This window comes from Halomonas sp. A40-4, from assembly GCF_015767635.1.
GTDB lineage: Bacteria > Pseudomonadota > Gammaproteobacteria > Pseudomonadales > Halomonadaceae > Vreelandella > Vreelandella janggokensis.
In genome coordinates this window covers 3,094,335-3,106,921 of sequence record NZ_CP065230.1, presented here as the reverse complement: position 1 = coordinate 3,106,921, position 12,587 = coordinate 3,094,335, and the positions used below count along the sequence as shown (strand labels likewise).

The following is a 12,587-nucleotide window of genomic DNA, read 5'->3' as shown; positions in this document are numbered from 1 at the left end:
GCTTTGCATGCGTAAGATAGTAATGATGTCCGCACTGGCGTTAGCCGTTGCCGGCTGTGCCAACCAGCAGAGCGGCGGCCCGCAGGTGCGTGATATAAGCGATGCCCGCGACGCGGTCGAGCGCTCCCCCGAGTATCGGGTCAAGGAAGGCGATACCCTTTACGGCATCGCCTGGCAGCATAATCTCGATTATCGCGAAGTGGCTGAACTCAATAACATCGAGCCCCCTTACCGTATCCAGCCTGGGCAGATCATTGCCCTGCGTGAGGGCACGTCTTCAACGTCGGCGAACGCCTCAGCGGGAGCGAATGAAAGCGCCAGTGGTGCGGTGGCAAGAGGTCTTTCGCCCGAGGCGTCTACCCCCGCTTCGAGTGATGATCAGCAAATGGACTGGTTGCTGCCCGATGAGTCAGCCATTGAGCGCAATCAGCGGTTGACGGCTGAGCGTGATGCTGATGACGCCGAGGAAAATGTCACTACGGCTGAGGCATCTGAGACTCAGGCGGCTTCTGATTCAGCCCCCGATCAACCTCGGGCTGAGCAAACTCAGCCCGAGCAGGCTGAAGCGCAAACAGCGCCGGAACCTGAAGCCGAAACGGCCCCAGAGCAGGCGACGGCCGCTCCTGAGGATTCGACACCTGACCGCGACGACCGCACTTATACACCAGCCGAAACCATTGATTGGCAGTGGCCGAGCGATGGCAATGTGGTGGGCGAGTTTGGCCAGGGCGATAGCATCACCGCCGGTATTGATATCGCTGGTGAAAAGGGGCAACCTGTAAGAGCCGCCGGTTCTGGCATTGTGGTATATGCAGGCAGCGGTGTGCGCGGTTACGGTAATCTCATCCTGCTCAAACACAACGATGAATTTCTCAGCGCTTATGCGCATAACGACAGCCTTAATGTCAGCGAGAACGACGTTGTGGAAGCCGGTGAGGTCATTGCCACTATGGGCGATAGTGACGCGGAAGACGTGAGACTGCATTTCGAGGTACGCCGCGAAGGGCAACCACAAGATCCCCTGGAGTTTCTACCGTCACGCTAACCGGTATCAGCCATTTGCAACGTGCGTTGCCACGACTCATTCGACAGGTAACGGCGTGAACGCTTTGTATAACAATAACGATGGGAAGCCCAAGCGACCCATTTGGTTTTTTAAGGGCGGATAGGCGATATAACGGGGGTAAGACGCATGAGTATGCTGGAAAAAGATCTACAGGAAGTAGACCTGAACGCTGTGGAAGAAGCACTTGACGACGGTGAGGATGTCGTTGCCGCCGAGGAGGCCTTCGAAAAAGCGTTAGGGCGCGAGGACCGTCAGCATCAAAGTCTTGATGCCACACAAATTTACCTCAATGAAATTGGCTTTTCGCCACTGCTGACGCCTGAAGAGGAAGTCTATTACGGGCGACTGGCCCGCAAGGGCGATCCGCTGGGGCGTTCGCGGATGATTGAGTCGAACCTTCGCCTGGTGGTGAAGATTGCCCGTCGCTATCTTAATCGTGGCTTGACCCTGCTGGACCTGATTGAGGAAGGTAATCTGGGGCTGATTCGAGCCGTCGAAAAATTCGACCCCGAACGTGGCTTCCGCTTTTCGACCTACGCTACCTGGTGGATCCGGCAAACCATCGAACGGGCGCTGATGAACCAGACACGTACCATTCGCTTGCCGATCCATGTGGTCAAGGAGCTTAACATCTACTTGCGGGCAGCCCGTGAGTTGACGCAAAAGCTCGACCACGAAGCCACGGCGGAAGAAATCGCCGAGCATCTCGACAAGCCGGTAGGCACGGTGAAAAAGATGCTGGGGCTTAACGAAAGGGTCTCGTCGGTTGATTACCCCATGGGCGGCGAAAGCGACAAACCCCTCATCGACACGCTCTCTGATGAGGAAGACCATGGCCCCGAGGCTTCCCTGGTAGATGGTGATGTCAAGGAGCATGTTGACCACTGGCTCGACGAGCTCAATGAGAAACAGCGCGAGGTGGTGGTGCGGCGTTTTGGTTTGCGCGGCCATGAAGCGGCCACTCTCGAGGAAGTGGGTGCCGAGATCGGCTTGACCCGAGAAAGGGTACGTCAGATTCAGGTAGAGGCGCTCAAGAAATTACGTCGGTCGCTGGAGAAACAGGGGCTGTCGCTGTCGTCGATTTTTGAAAGTTAACGGCCTTCCTTCAACTCCCGTTAATTTTCCCAACACCGGGCCATGTGCCCGGTGACTTTATTTAGTCATAATGATGAACCCTGATTAGAAGCAACAAGCGAGAAAGCCCAATGCGCCCGCTGGTGGCCCATATTGATCTAGACGCGTTGCGTCATAACTATCAGCTGGCGTGTCAGTGCGCGCCACATAGCCGATCGGTCGCCGTCATCAAGGCAAACGCCTATGGCCACGGCGCGCTTGAGTGCGCGCGTGCCCTGGCCGCGGATGCTTCCGCGTTCGCCGTGGCGTGCCTGGAAGAAGCAGTGACACTGCGGGAAGGCGGGATCACCACACCCATTATCCTGCTGGAAGGTATCTTCAGCACCGACGAGTTGGCGTGGGTGGATGAACACCGGCTATGGATGGCGGTGCACAGTGCATGGCAGGTTGAGGCGCTGCTAGCCTTTTCGCCGCGTGAGCCGATTCCTGTCTGGGTCAAGGTAGACTCCGGCATGCACCGGCTGGGGTTTGCCCCGGAGGACGTCAGCAATGTCTGGGCGCAGCTGAGCGAGGCGCCGCAGGCATCGTCGCTGCACTTGATGAGCCACTTTGCCACGGCGGATGCCGCTGACAGTCGCTATTTTCAACAGCAGATGACGCGGTTGCAAGCGCTTGCCACGACACTCGATGCGCCGCTGTGTCTGGCGAACTCCCCCGCGACCCTTGCCTGGCCGGTGTCCCACGGGGCCTGGAATCGCCCCGGTATTATGCTGTATGGCAGCAATCCGTTGGAAACCGCTACGCCTGCCACGGACTCGTTGCGTCCGGTAATGACGCTGCGCTCTGAAATCATTGCCCTGCGTGACGTTGAGGCGGGTGAGCCGGTGGGCTACGGCGGGCGCTGGCGGGCACCGCGACGCTCCCGCATCGCGGTAGTCGCCGGAGGCTATGGCGATGGCTATGACCGCCACGCCCAGGATGGCACACCGGTGCTGGTCAATGGCCAGCATTGTCCGCTGGTCGGCAAGGTCTCGATGGATATGTTCACGGTGGATGTCAGCGGGGTGGCGGATGCCGTCATTGGCAGTGAAGTGGTACTGTGGGGGCGCGCAAGCAATGGCGCAGTGCTGTCGATCGATGACGTCGCCCGTCACTGCGATACCATCAGCTATACCCTGCTGACTGGGGTGTTGCCCCGTGTACCGCGCCGTTATCATGGCGCTTTTGGTTAAATGGCGAGGCGCATGTCACGATCAACCTATCCCCGTTCTTTCGCGCACCCGCGCTTTTGGTTCACCTGGATGGCCATTGCTGGCATGCACATTGCGGCATGGCTACCCTGGCGGCTGAACATTGCCCTCGGTTCGGGTATCGGGCGCTTGGCCTGGCGGTTTGCCAAGCGCCGTCGTCATATTACCGATGTCAACATAGCGCTATGTTTTCCCGAAAAAAGCCCTGACGAACAGCGTAGATTGGTAAAGCAAACCTTTATCGCCAATGGCATCGGGCTGATGGAAACCGCCGTTGCGTGGTGCCGCAGCCCCGAGGATTTTCGACATCGAGTCGCGTGCGTCGGCGAAGAAAATCTTGCCAGGGCCCAGGCGCAGGGTAAGGGCGTTCTGATTATTGGCGTGCATTTTTCGCCGCTGGACTTGGGGGGCGCGCTGCATTCGCTGTTTTTTCATTCGGACGCGGTCTACCGCCCGCATAATAACCCGCTTTTCGACCGCTTCATGACCCGCGCTCGCCTGAGGGTGTTCGATCAGATGATTCATCGTCATGACCTGCGCAGCGTCATACGGCGGCTGAAAGCCGGGCATTCGGTATGGTATTCACCCGACCAGGACTTTGGTCGTGATGCCAGCGTATTTGCCCCGTTTTTTGGTCAGCAGGCTGCGACGGTGCGGTTAACCGCCAAAATTGCGCGGATGACCGGGGCGCAAGTCGTGCCGTTGATTTTCTACCGCAACCCGGATGACCGTACCTACACCTACGAGTGGCTACCCGCGCTCGAGGGATATCCCAGCAACGATGAAGTGGTCGATGCCACGCGTGTCAATGCGTTTATCGAGCAGGCGATTCGGCAGCACCCCGAGCAGTATCTCTGGTTGCATCGGCGCTTCAAGACCCGGCCTGAGGGTGAGCCGGGACTTTACTAGCAGAGCGCCCTCAGTCGAGGTTGCGCGAGTAGAAGATCTCGAGCATTTCCTTGCGCAGACGGTCTTCTATATCGCGCGCTTCTTCAAAGGTGATATCCCGGCTCGAGGTGCCGAACAGGTAGTTATCCAGTTCGAAGTCCTTGAGCAGCATCTTGGTGTGGAACATGTTTTCCTGATACACGTTCACGTCGATCATTTGATAGGCGTGCTTGGTGTCTTCGGCCAGGTAATCCTGGATCGAGGTGATGTCGTGGTCGATAAACAGCTTTTTGCCATCTACGTCACGGGTAAAGCCGCGAACACGGTAATCCATCGTCACGATATCGGAGTCAAAGCTGTGGATCAGATAGTTCAGTGCCTTGAGGGGACTGATATGGCCACAGGTCGAGACATCGATATCCAGGCGGAAAGTGCTGATGCCGTTATCCGGGTGGGACTCAGGGTAGCTGTGCACCGTGACATGGCTTTTATCCAGGTGAGCGACCACGGTTTCGGGGAGCGGCCCCGGCCCGGGTTCTGTTTGCTCGGGATCCGTCTCATCCAGCTCATGTTCAGCAATCAGAATCGTCACGCTGGCGCCGTGGGGCTCATAATCCTGGCGTGAAATGTTCAGCACATGGGCGCCAATGATGTTGGTCACGTCTTTAAGAATCTGTGTCAGCCGTTCGGCATTGTAGAGCTCATCGATGTAATCGATATAAGCCGCACGCTGCTCTTCTGTCTTGGCGTAACAGATGTCGTAAATGTTGAAGCTTAGCGAGCTGGTCAGGTTGTTAAACCCGTGGAGTCGGAGATTGTCTGACACGTCCGAGCCTCCCTTTGGCAGATGAAAACACCCCGACGAGCCAACGCCGGAACCGGTCATGCGTTAGCGACGCATGATGATGAGCACTCAATTCAACACCTGATAATCCCAGGCGCTCAACAAGCGGGCGTATTATGCCCGCCCCAGGCGCGGGATGCATCCAGCAGGGCAAGTTTTTTGGCCTGCTTACCGAAGCTTGAACGCTTTTCAATGCAAAGGCGCTCAGGCGTCGACGATCTCGTAGGAATGGGTGATCTCGACGCCGCCGTTGGTCAGCATGATCGATGCACTGCAGTATTTCTCTGCAGACAGCTCGACGGCACGCTGGACCTGTTTTTCTTTCAGCGCGCGGCCGGTGACCACGAAGTGCACATGAATGCGCGTGAACACCGAAGGCACGCTATCGGCCCGCTCAGCGTCAAGCTCCGCCACGCAGTCGGTGACGTCGGCGCGGGCCTTGTCGAGAATATTCAGAATATCAAACGCCGTGCAACTGCCCATGCCCATTAGCAGCATTTCCATGGGCCTCGGGCCGGTATTGCGGCCGCCATGGTCGGGCGGGCCGTCAATCACCACGCTGTGGCCGCTGCCCGATTCAGCGACGAACTGGCGGCCATCTGTCCATTTTACGCGTGCTTTCACGTTGCTCTCCTTATTCAGGCGGCTGGCTGACAAAAAGTAAGTCGCGCAGCATAACATCTCTTACCTGGTTCGCACTGCACTGTCTTATTGAGGCCTCATTGTGACGGCCAGCCACCTTCGGCAATCATTATGCAACCATCCACGCTAGGGTTATAAATATATACCCAGGCCTTGCCGAAACGGGTCGTGAGCAGCTGGCGCTGATACTCGCCCTGTTCAGGCGCCCCGTGGCGGTGATCTTCCAGCTCGTCGAGCCGGGCGAGCTGGCTGGCCGTTACGCGATAAATCTCAAGGCTAATGCCGCGCGATGTCTGCCATTTTGCGCCGGGGTAGGGTCCTATATCGTAGAGGGTCAGCGCCGTGCAGGTATCGCCACCCAGCCGAGTCGCTGTCGACAGCCAGTGAGCGTTATTCAAGCCTTTCTTAAGCGTACCGTATACCGCTACCAGGGATGTAGTGGTCACTGCGGCTTCCAGGTATCTGGCGGTCATTGCGCACCTCGTCGGTCTTGCAGATGAGTGTCCAGTGCGGTTAATCGCTCGGGAGTCCCCACATCCACCCAATGCTGAGAGGTGTGTTCACCGCTGACGCGCTGGCTGTCGATGGCGTTTTTCAGCAGCGGCGCCAGAGCAAAGGCGCCTGCCGGGTGATTCGCCACCAGCGCCGGGCGGATCAGGCTGATACCCGCGAAGGTGAGGAACGGGGGAGGGCCTTCATGCACCCGACCGTCACGCAAGGCAAAATCCCCGTCGGGGTGATGCCCGGGGTTATCCACCAGCACCAGGTGCGCCAGGTCCTCCTTGGCTAGCGCCTTCGCATCGGGCAGGTGATCGCACCAGACATCGCCATTGATGAGTAAAAACGGGTTCTCGCCGAGTAGAGGCAATGCCTGACGAATACCGCCGCCGGTCTCAAGCGGCGTGGCTTCTCGGCTCCACTGAATCTGGACCCCATGGGCGTGGCCGTCGCCCAACGCCTCGATAATCTGCTCCCCGCGGTAGCTGACGTTGATCACCACCTGGTCAATGCCGACGCGTTTGAGCCGTTCAAGGTGGTGCACAATGAGCGGCTTACCGGCGACGGTCAGCAAGGGTTTGGGGCAGTGGTCGGTGAGTGGACGCATGCGCTTGCCGAGACCGGCGGCCAGAATCATTGCCTTCATTGGCCTACCTCGCTTAAACGTGCAGTGATGGCGGGGCGTAAGGTGTTGGACGCCCATTGGGCGAACTCGGCATGGGCAGGCAGCCCGGCCAGGCTGTCGTCCAGGTGGTCCAGGAAGTGTGGCAGGCGCGCTAGATAACCTGCTTTTTGGTCGCGCAGGGTAAGACGGCAGAAAATGCCAAGCACTTTAAGGGTGCGCTGGGCGGCCATTGCCTGGCTCTGGGCGAGAAAAGTGTCAGCATCAAGATGCTGCGACAGGCGACCATCCTGTTGAGCCTGTGAGTGAAAGTTGCGAATGAACGTCGTAAATTGCTGTTTGCTGAAACGCTGGTAGCGTCCCCGCAGCAGCGAGATGGCATCGTAGCTGATCGGACCGGCGACGGCGTCCTGGAAGTCGATCATGTAGAGGCGTTGATCCAACACCATCAAATTCATGGCGTCGAAGTCGCGGTGCACGCAGACCACGGGCTGGGCCAGGGACTGTTCAATTAGATCGGCCCGCAACGCCGTCCAGTTCTCGGGCGTCGGGATGCCCAGCCATGCATTGAGACACCACTCGGGAAACAGGTCGAGTTCCCGGCCCAATAGCGCGGCGTCATAAACGGGCAACGCCTCGGGGGAAACACGATTTTGCAAATCGGCAATCAGCGATAGGGCCTGATTATGATAGCCTCTAATACGCGCATCATCAGTAAACAGCTCTTGTAAGGGTGTGCTACCCAGATCGTCTAGCAGTAAGAAACCCTGCTCCAGGTCGGCCGCGTGTATCCGAGGGACAGGTAATCCTGCGCTGCGCCAGCGTCGGGCGATGGTCACGAATGGTTGACTATCTTCCTGCCGGGGCGGGGCATCCATGACCACCCGGGTCGTACCGTCGGGTAGCATGAGCCGGAAATAGCGCCGAAAACTGGCGTCACCCCCGGCCGGGGCAAGGGAAATAGTGTCTATGGAAAGACCGTGTTGTTGCGCGGCCCATGAAATAAGGGCGTTAATCCGCGATGAAGACATGCAAGCTCCTGGCTGGTCGGGCATGATGCGGACTGTATAATACCGATTCTCGATGCCAAGGATAACGAACATGGGCAAGCGATTTTCGCGCGCGGTGCCAGTGGCGCAAACATTGATGGGCAGTTTGTTGGCAAGCGCCTCTTTTTCCGTTGTCGCGCAGAGCGAGCCGCTCTCGGCGGAGGCGCTGGACTGGCAGCCATGGGGACGAGAAGAAGCCGCAACCCAACTATGCCGTGGGCGTTACGTGATGCCCGGCTACCGCCTGGCGGAACAGGACAACCCCGAAACCCTGGCGGCCGAAGCCACCGAAGCGGATTACGACATCGACGGTCAGACAATTCTGCGTGGTGACGTGGTATTGCGGCGTGCCGACCAGGAGGTGGAAGCGGAGCGTGTCAGCATGCCCGCTGACCGTGAACGGGTGAACGCCGAGGGCAATATTGCGCTGCGAGATGGCACCTCCCTGGTGCGTGGCAATACCGCTGAGATAATGCTTAACGAAGATCGCACTCAGTTGGACGATAGCCAGTTCGTGCTGTACGACCAGCACTTGCGCGGTCAGGCCGTTCAGTTGGAACAGCTGGAGGAAGACCAGTACCGCCTGGTGGATGCCCGCTTTACGACATGCGATCCCGGTGAAAATACCTGGCACCTCGTCAGCAGTGATATCCGTCTGGACCAAGCCAAAGGGTTTGGTACCGCGCGTAATGCACGTCTGGAAATCAAGGACGTGCCTGTTATGTACGTTCCATGGGTGCGCTTTCCGATCGACGACCGTCGCCATACCGGACTGCTGACCCCGGCGATTAGCGTATCTGGCGACGGTATCGACTATACCCAGCCGTTTTACTGGAACATCGCGCCCAACCGTGATGCGACGATCACGCCACGCTGGATGAGTGATCATGGCCTGCTGCTGAACGGTGAGTTTCGCTACTTGCTTGACGATGTTCGGGGAACGGTGGAAGCGGGTTACTTGAACAGCGATAACGGTGGTTCGGGCGGTGCCGAAAACCGCTTTGCGGGCGAGGATCGCTGGTACTTCGAGACGCAAAATGCTGGGCGTATCAACCCGCGTAGCCGCTACCGTTTAAATTATGGCGCTGCCAGCGACGGGCGTTACTTCGATGATTTTGGTGGCGAATTTGGCAGTAGTGACCGCATCAGCATGGAGCGCTTGGCGCAGGTCGATTACCGAGGCGATCGCTGGCAGCTGGATGCTCGGGCGCAGGGCTTCCAGCGCCTGGATGACCCGCTTAACGAACGCAACAAGCCTTTTTATCGCCTGCCAAGTTTAACCGCCAACGCCCGTTGGCAACTGGGTAACGGCTTTTATAGCCAGTGGCGCTCCAATGCGACCTATTTCTGGCGTGATGTGAACGAACAGCGCGTCATTGAACGCGAAGCGGCAACGGGTAGCCGCTTGCATCTAACCCCCGCCGTGGGTTGGCGGTTCGAGCGCCCGTGGGGGTATATCGAACCCCGCACAGAGCTTTGGCATACCGATTATCAGTTGGACTATGGTGACCGTGTGACCGAAAACAGCGAATCGCCGAGCCGTAGCATTGCGGTGACATCCGTGGACAGCGGCCTGGTGTTTGAGCGAGAACTGGCACTGGGGGGGCGCGACTACCGGCAAACCCTGGAGCCCCGTTTAAACTACGCCTTTGTGCCGCGTACCGACCAGAGCGAGCTACCTAGTTTTGACAGTCGCGAGCGGCCCTTTTCCTGGAATCAGCTATGGTCGGCCCAGCGGTTTTCGGGAGCCGACCGGGTGGGAGATCTGAACAGGCTGTCGTTGGGTGTTGAATCACGGCTGCTTGAAGACGAAACCGGCCGCGAACAGCTATCCGTTGGTGTGGGGCAAAGTGTTTACTTCGATGAGCGAAGAATAGATATCGAGGGAGACGCCGATGAGCTACCGCCCATAGGTACGGAAAGCCGCTATAAAGCCACCCGTGATCGCTCGCCGCTGGTGACGCAGGTTGACTGGCAGATTAACGACCGCTGGAGCACCGGCTACGAGTGGCTCTATGACGACAAGCGTGAGCGTACAGAAAGCTCTACCGTCGATGTACGCTATCGTCATCCTCAGGGCCACGTAGTGAACCTCGGCTACCGCTGGGAAATCGAAGATTTTAACCCGGGCGTGGAACCCAGCGACGATAACTTCCGCAACTATGATCGCGAAGAATGGAACCTGTCCTTTGCCTGGAAGGCCAGTCCACAGATCGATCTGATCGGCCGTTACCTTCACGATCAAACCAATGATCGTGTGCTCGAGCAACTGGCGGGCGTTCAGTGGAACGACTGTTGCTATGGCCTGCAGCTGGTGTGGCGTGAATGGGTCGATGATAGCGATACTGCGCGTATCGATGATGACTTTAACGATCGTGGTATTTTCCTTCGTTTCGTGTTCCGCGGCTTAGGCGGCGTGGGCCAGAATGCCGATGGGTTCTTTGAACAAACCATTCCGGGGTATCGCCCGACGCCTTTATAAATTAGCCTTCAAAATGGCGACTGATAGAGACTGACGTTATGAAATTGAGAAAGACCTTATTCGCCCGCGCCACCCTGCTTTCGCTGGGAGGTGCGCTGGCTCTTTGCATGGCGGCCGCTGTTTCACTGAGTGCTCAGGCCCAGACGTCGGCACCCACTGAGCGTCAACCGTTGGACAGCGTGGTCGCTGTGGTCAACGACGGCGTTATCATGCGCAGCGAACTGGATAACCGACTGGCGCAGGTCGAGAGGCAGGCGCAGTCCCGGGGGGAATCACTTCCCTCTCGCCAACAGCTGGAATCACAGGTGCTTGAACGCATGGTGGTTGAGGAAATTCAGTTGCAGATGGCCCGCGATGCCAACATCACCATCGATGATACCGAGCTGAACCGGCAAGTTCGCGCCATCGCCGAATCCAACAACATGAGCCTTGACGAGTTTGCCGATGCGGTGGAAGCCGATGGCATGACGCTGGCCAGTGTCCGTGAGGACGTGCGTAGAGAGATGTTGATACGTCGAGTTCAGCAGAGGCAAGTCGGTAGCCGGGTCAATGTCAGCGACAGCGAGGTTGACCGCTATTTGAGCCAGCAGATGGGACAGGTAGGCGAAGAAGCCGTTATTCAGGAGACCCGGGCTCGTCATGTGCTCATCGAGCTAACCCCCACCCGCGGTGAGAATCAGGCGCGGGCACAAGCCGAGGAAGTGCGCGAGCGGCTTGCGCAGGGCGAAGATTTCGCCACGGTGGCCCGTGAAATGAGCGATGACGATGGCAGTGCGCTTAATGGGGGTAACCTTGGCTGGTTGCGCCCTGGGCAGACAGTACCCGCGTTTGAAGAAGCCATGAGCGGGCTGTCGATTAACCAGATCTCTGAGCCTGTCCGCTCGCAGTTCGGCTATCACGTTATTGAGGTGCTGGATCGCCGCCAGCAAGATGTGACCCAGGAAGCCCAGCGTGAAGAAGTCCGCCAAGCCATCTTCCAGCGCCGCGCCAATCAGGAGTTGGAAACCTGGCAGCAGCAAATCCGTTCGCAAGCCTTCGTTGATATTCGTCTTTGATGAAAGCTCGTTGCCCAGCGCCATTGGCGATCACCACCGGTGAACCTGCCGGTATCGGGCCTGAACTGACGCTGATGTTGGCAGCCCAGGGGGCCTTGCCCGCCGGTAGTGTCGCGATAGGTGACCCGCAGATGCTACGGCAACGCGCCTCGGCCTTGTCGCTTGAGGTCGATATCTTTGAGGTGTCGCCGTCGCAAACGCTGCCAGCGCAGCGGTCGACAACGCTGCCGGTCTGGCCGGTTGAACTTGCCGAATCTGCGGTGCCCGGCGAGCTCAACACCGCGAATAGTCGCTACGTGCTTGAGACATTGGCGCTTGCCGTGACGGCTTGTCAGGCTGGGCAAGCGGCGGCGATGGTCACCGCGCCGTTGCATAAAGGCGTGATTATCGATGCAGGTTTCTCGGGGTTTACCGGACACACCGAGTGGCTACGCGACGCCTGCGGCGTTGACGAGGTGGTCATGATGTTAGCCACCGATCGAGCCCTGCACGCTCAAGCGCCTGGTTGGCAGGGCAGCGGTGACATGCGCGTGGCGCTCGCTACCACGCACTTACCGCTGCGTGAGGTGGCGGATGCCATTACCTTTGAGCGTATTGTGCGTATCAGTCGTTTGCTGGAAGCCGATCTGCGCCAGCAGTTTGGCTTGGCCGCGCCGCGAATAGCGGTATGTGGCTTGAATCCCCATGCCGGTGAAGGTGGTCACCTGGGGCGCGAGGAATTGGATATTATCATTCCGGCCCTTGATGCGCTGTGTCAGGAAGGCATGGCGATTACCGGCCCTTTCCCCGCCGATACGCTGTTTACGCCGCGCCATCTGGCTGGTGTCGATGCTGTCCTGGCCATGTATCATGATCAGGGGTTGGCGGTGCTTAAATATGCAGGCTTTGGGCAGGCCGCCAATATCACACTGGGCTTGCCCCTGGTGCGTACCTCTGTTGATCATGGCACGGCGTTAACGCTGGCAGGCAAGGGCATTGCCGATCCCGGTAGCCTGCAAGTGGCGCTATCGTTGGCGCGCCGCCTCGCCGACCAGCGCGCCGTCTCGTCGGGCTAGTACCGCGCGACGCAACAATCTAGTTATCCAGGCTTTTTGGCTAACGACCGACCCCCAAGGAA

General features: G+C 58.4%; 12 protein-coding genes. 7 read left to right on the top strand and 5 right to left on the bottom strand.

All coding sequences use genetic code 11. From position 1 onward, the window contains the following. The first annotated feature begins 7 nt into the window (after positions 1–7). The 4 genes from IT895_RS14540 (at position 8) to lpxL (ending at position 4,299) form a co-directional block, all read left to right on the top strand. Positions 8–1,045, top strand: coding sequence for a peptidoglycan DD-metalloendopeptidase family protein (locus IT895_RS14540; protein WP_199283899.1), 1,038 nt, complete (start codon positions 8–10; stop codon positions 1,043–1,045). A 147-nt stretch (positions 1,046–1,192) separates the two neighbouring features. Continuing rightward, on the top strand, positions 1,193–2,161 hold the full coding sequence (gene rpoS / locus IT895_RS14535) for an RNA polymerase sigma factor RpoS (RefSeq protein WP_085917215.1): 969 nt from the start codon (positions 1,193–1,195) through the stop codon (positions 2,159–2,161). A 110-nt stretch (positions 2,162–2,271) separates the two neighbouring features. Continuing rightward, entirely contained in the window at positions 2,272–3,372 is a 1,101-nt protein-coding gene (gene alr / locus IT895_RS14530) for an alanine racemase (protein ID WP_199283898.1), read from the top strand. A gap of 12 nt (positions 3,373–3,384) precedes the next feature. Further along, a complete protein-coding gene (gene lpxL / locus IT895_RS14525) occupies positions 3,385–4,299 on the top strand; it encodes an LpxL/LpxP family Kdo(2)-lipid IV(A) lauroyl/palmitoleoyl acyltransferase (RefSeq protein WP_199283897.1) in 915 nt (304 codons plus the stop codon). 10 nt (positions 4,300–4,309) lie between these two features. On the opposite strand, the gene speD is transcribed toward lpxL, so the two are convergent. The 5 genes from speD to IT895_RS14500 form a co-directional block, all read right to left on the bottom strand. Continuing rightward, complete coding sequence (gene speD, locus IT895_RS14520) at positions 4,310–5,104, bottom strand: adenosylmethionine decarboxylase (protein ID WP_085917218.1); 795 nt, start codon at positions 5,102–5,104, stop codon at positions 4,310–4,312. Between the two features lie 222 nt (positions 5,105–5,326). Then, positions 5,327–5,746 (bottom strand): OsmC family protein, encoded by a 420-nt coding sequence (locus tag IT895_RS14515; protein WP_066319734.1) that lies wholly within the window; start codon positions 5,744–5,746, stop codon positions 5,327–5,329. Positions 5,747–5,841: 95 nt separating this feature from the next. Then, entirely contained in the window at positions 5,842–6,237 is a 396-nt protein-coding gene (locus IT895_RS14510) for a gamma-glutamylcyclotransferase family protein (protein WP_085917220.1), read from the bottom strand. Continuing rightward, positions 6,234–6,908: an N-acetylmuramate alpha-1-phosphate uridylyltransferase MurU gene (murU, locus tag IT895_RS14505; protein ID WP_085917221.1), complete on the bottom strand. Its 675-nt coding sequence runs from the start codon at positions 6,906–6,908 to the stop codon at positions 6,234–6,236. Before murU ends, IT895_RS14510 begins: the two co-directional genes overlap by 4 nt. Continuing rightward, entirely contained in the window at positions 6,905–7,915 is a 1,011-nt protein-coding gene (locus IT895_RS14500) for an aminoglycoside phosphotransferase family protein (protein WP_199283896.1), read from the bottom strand. The genes murU and IT895_RS14500 overlap by 4 nt, the downstream gene beginning before the upstream one ends. 70 nt (positions 7,916–7,985) lie before the next feature. On the opposite strand from IT895_RS14500, the gene IT895_RS14495 reads away from it, so the two are divergent. From IT895_RS14495 to pdxA, 3 genes are read left to right on the top strand one after another with little or no spacing between them, the layout of a single operon-like run. Then, positions 7,986–10,415 (top strand): LPS-assembly protein LptD, encoded by a 2,430-nt coding sequence (locus IT895_RS14495; protein WP_085917223.1) that lies wholly within the window; start codon positions 7,986–7,988, stop codon positions 10,413–10,415. A gap of 38 nt (positions 10,416–10,453) precedes the next feature. Then, on the top strand, positions 10,454–11,470 hold the full coding sequence (locus IT895_RS14490; RefSeq protein ID WP_085917224.1) for a peptidylprolyl isomerase: 1,017 nt from the start codon (positions 10,454–10,456) through the stop codon (positions 11,468–11,470). Then, positions 11,470–12,525, top strand: a complete 1,056-nt coding sequence (pdxA, locus tag IT895_RS14485; protein WP_085917225.1) for a 4-hydroxythreonine-4-phosphate dehydrogenase PdxA — start codon at positions 11,470–11,472, stop codon at positions 12,523–12,525. The genes IT895_RS14490 and pdxA overlap by 1 nt, the downstream gene beginning before the upstream one ends. Positions 12,526–12,587 lie beyond the last annotated feature (62 nt).

Excerpts from the sequence above, each read along its gene's own strand:
- IT895_RS14540 (WP_199283899.1), top strand. The coding sequence starts at position 8 with ATGCGTAAGATAGTAATGATGTCCGCACTGGCGTTAGCCGTTGCCGGC.
- rpoS (WP_085917215.1), top strand. The coding sequence starts at position 1,193 with ATGAGTATGCTGGAAAAAGATCTACAGGAAGTAGACCTGAACGCTGTG.
- alr (WP_199283898.1), top strand. The coding sequence starts at position 2,272 with ATGCGCCCGCTGGTGGCCCATATTGATCTAGACGCGTTGCGTCATAAC.
- lpxL (WP_199283897.1), top strand. The coding sequence starts at position 3,385 with ATGTCACGATCAACCTATCCCCGTTCTTTCGCGCACCCGCGCTTTTGG.
- IT895_RS14510 (WP_085917220.1), bottom strand. The coding sequence starts at position 6,237 with ATGACCGCCAGATACCTGGAAGCCGCAGTGACCACTACATCCCTGGTA.
- murU (WP_085917221.1), bottom strand. The coding sequence starts at position 6,908 with ATGAAGGCAATGATTCTGGCCGCCGGTCTCGGCAAGCGCATGCGTCCA.
- IT895_RS14500 (WP_199283896.1), bottom strand. The coding sequence starts at position 7,915 with ATGTCTTCATCGCGGATTAACGCCCTTATTTCATGGGCCGCGCAACAA.
- IT895_RS14495 (WP_085917223.1), top strand. The coding sequence starts at position 7,986 with ATGGGCAAGCGATTTTCGCGCGCGGTGCCAGTGGCGCAAACATTGATG.
- IT895_RS14490 (WP_085917224.1), top strand. The coding sequence starts at position 10,454 with ATGAAATTGAGAAAGACCTTATTCGCCCGCGCCACCCTGCTTTCGCTG.
- pdxA (WP_085917225.1), top strand. The coding sequence starts at position 11,470 with ATGAAAGCTCGTTGCCCAGCGCCATTGGCGATCACCACCGGTGAACCT.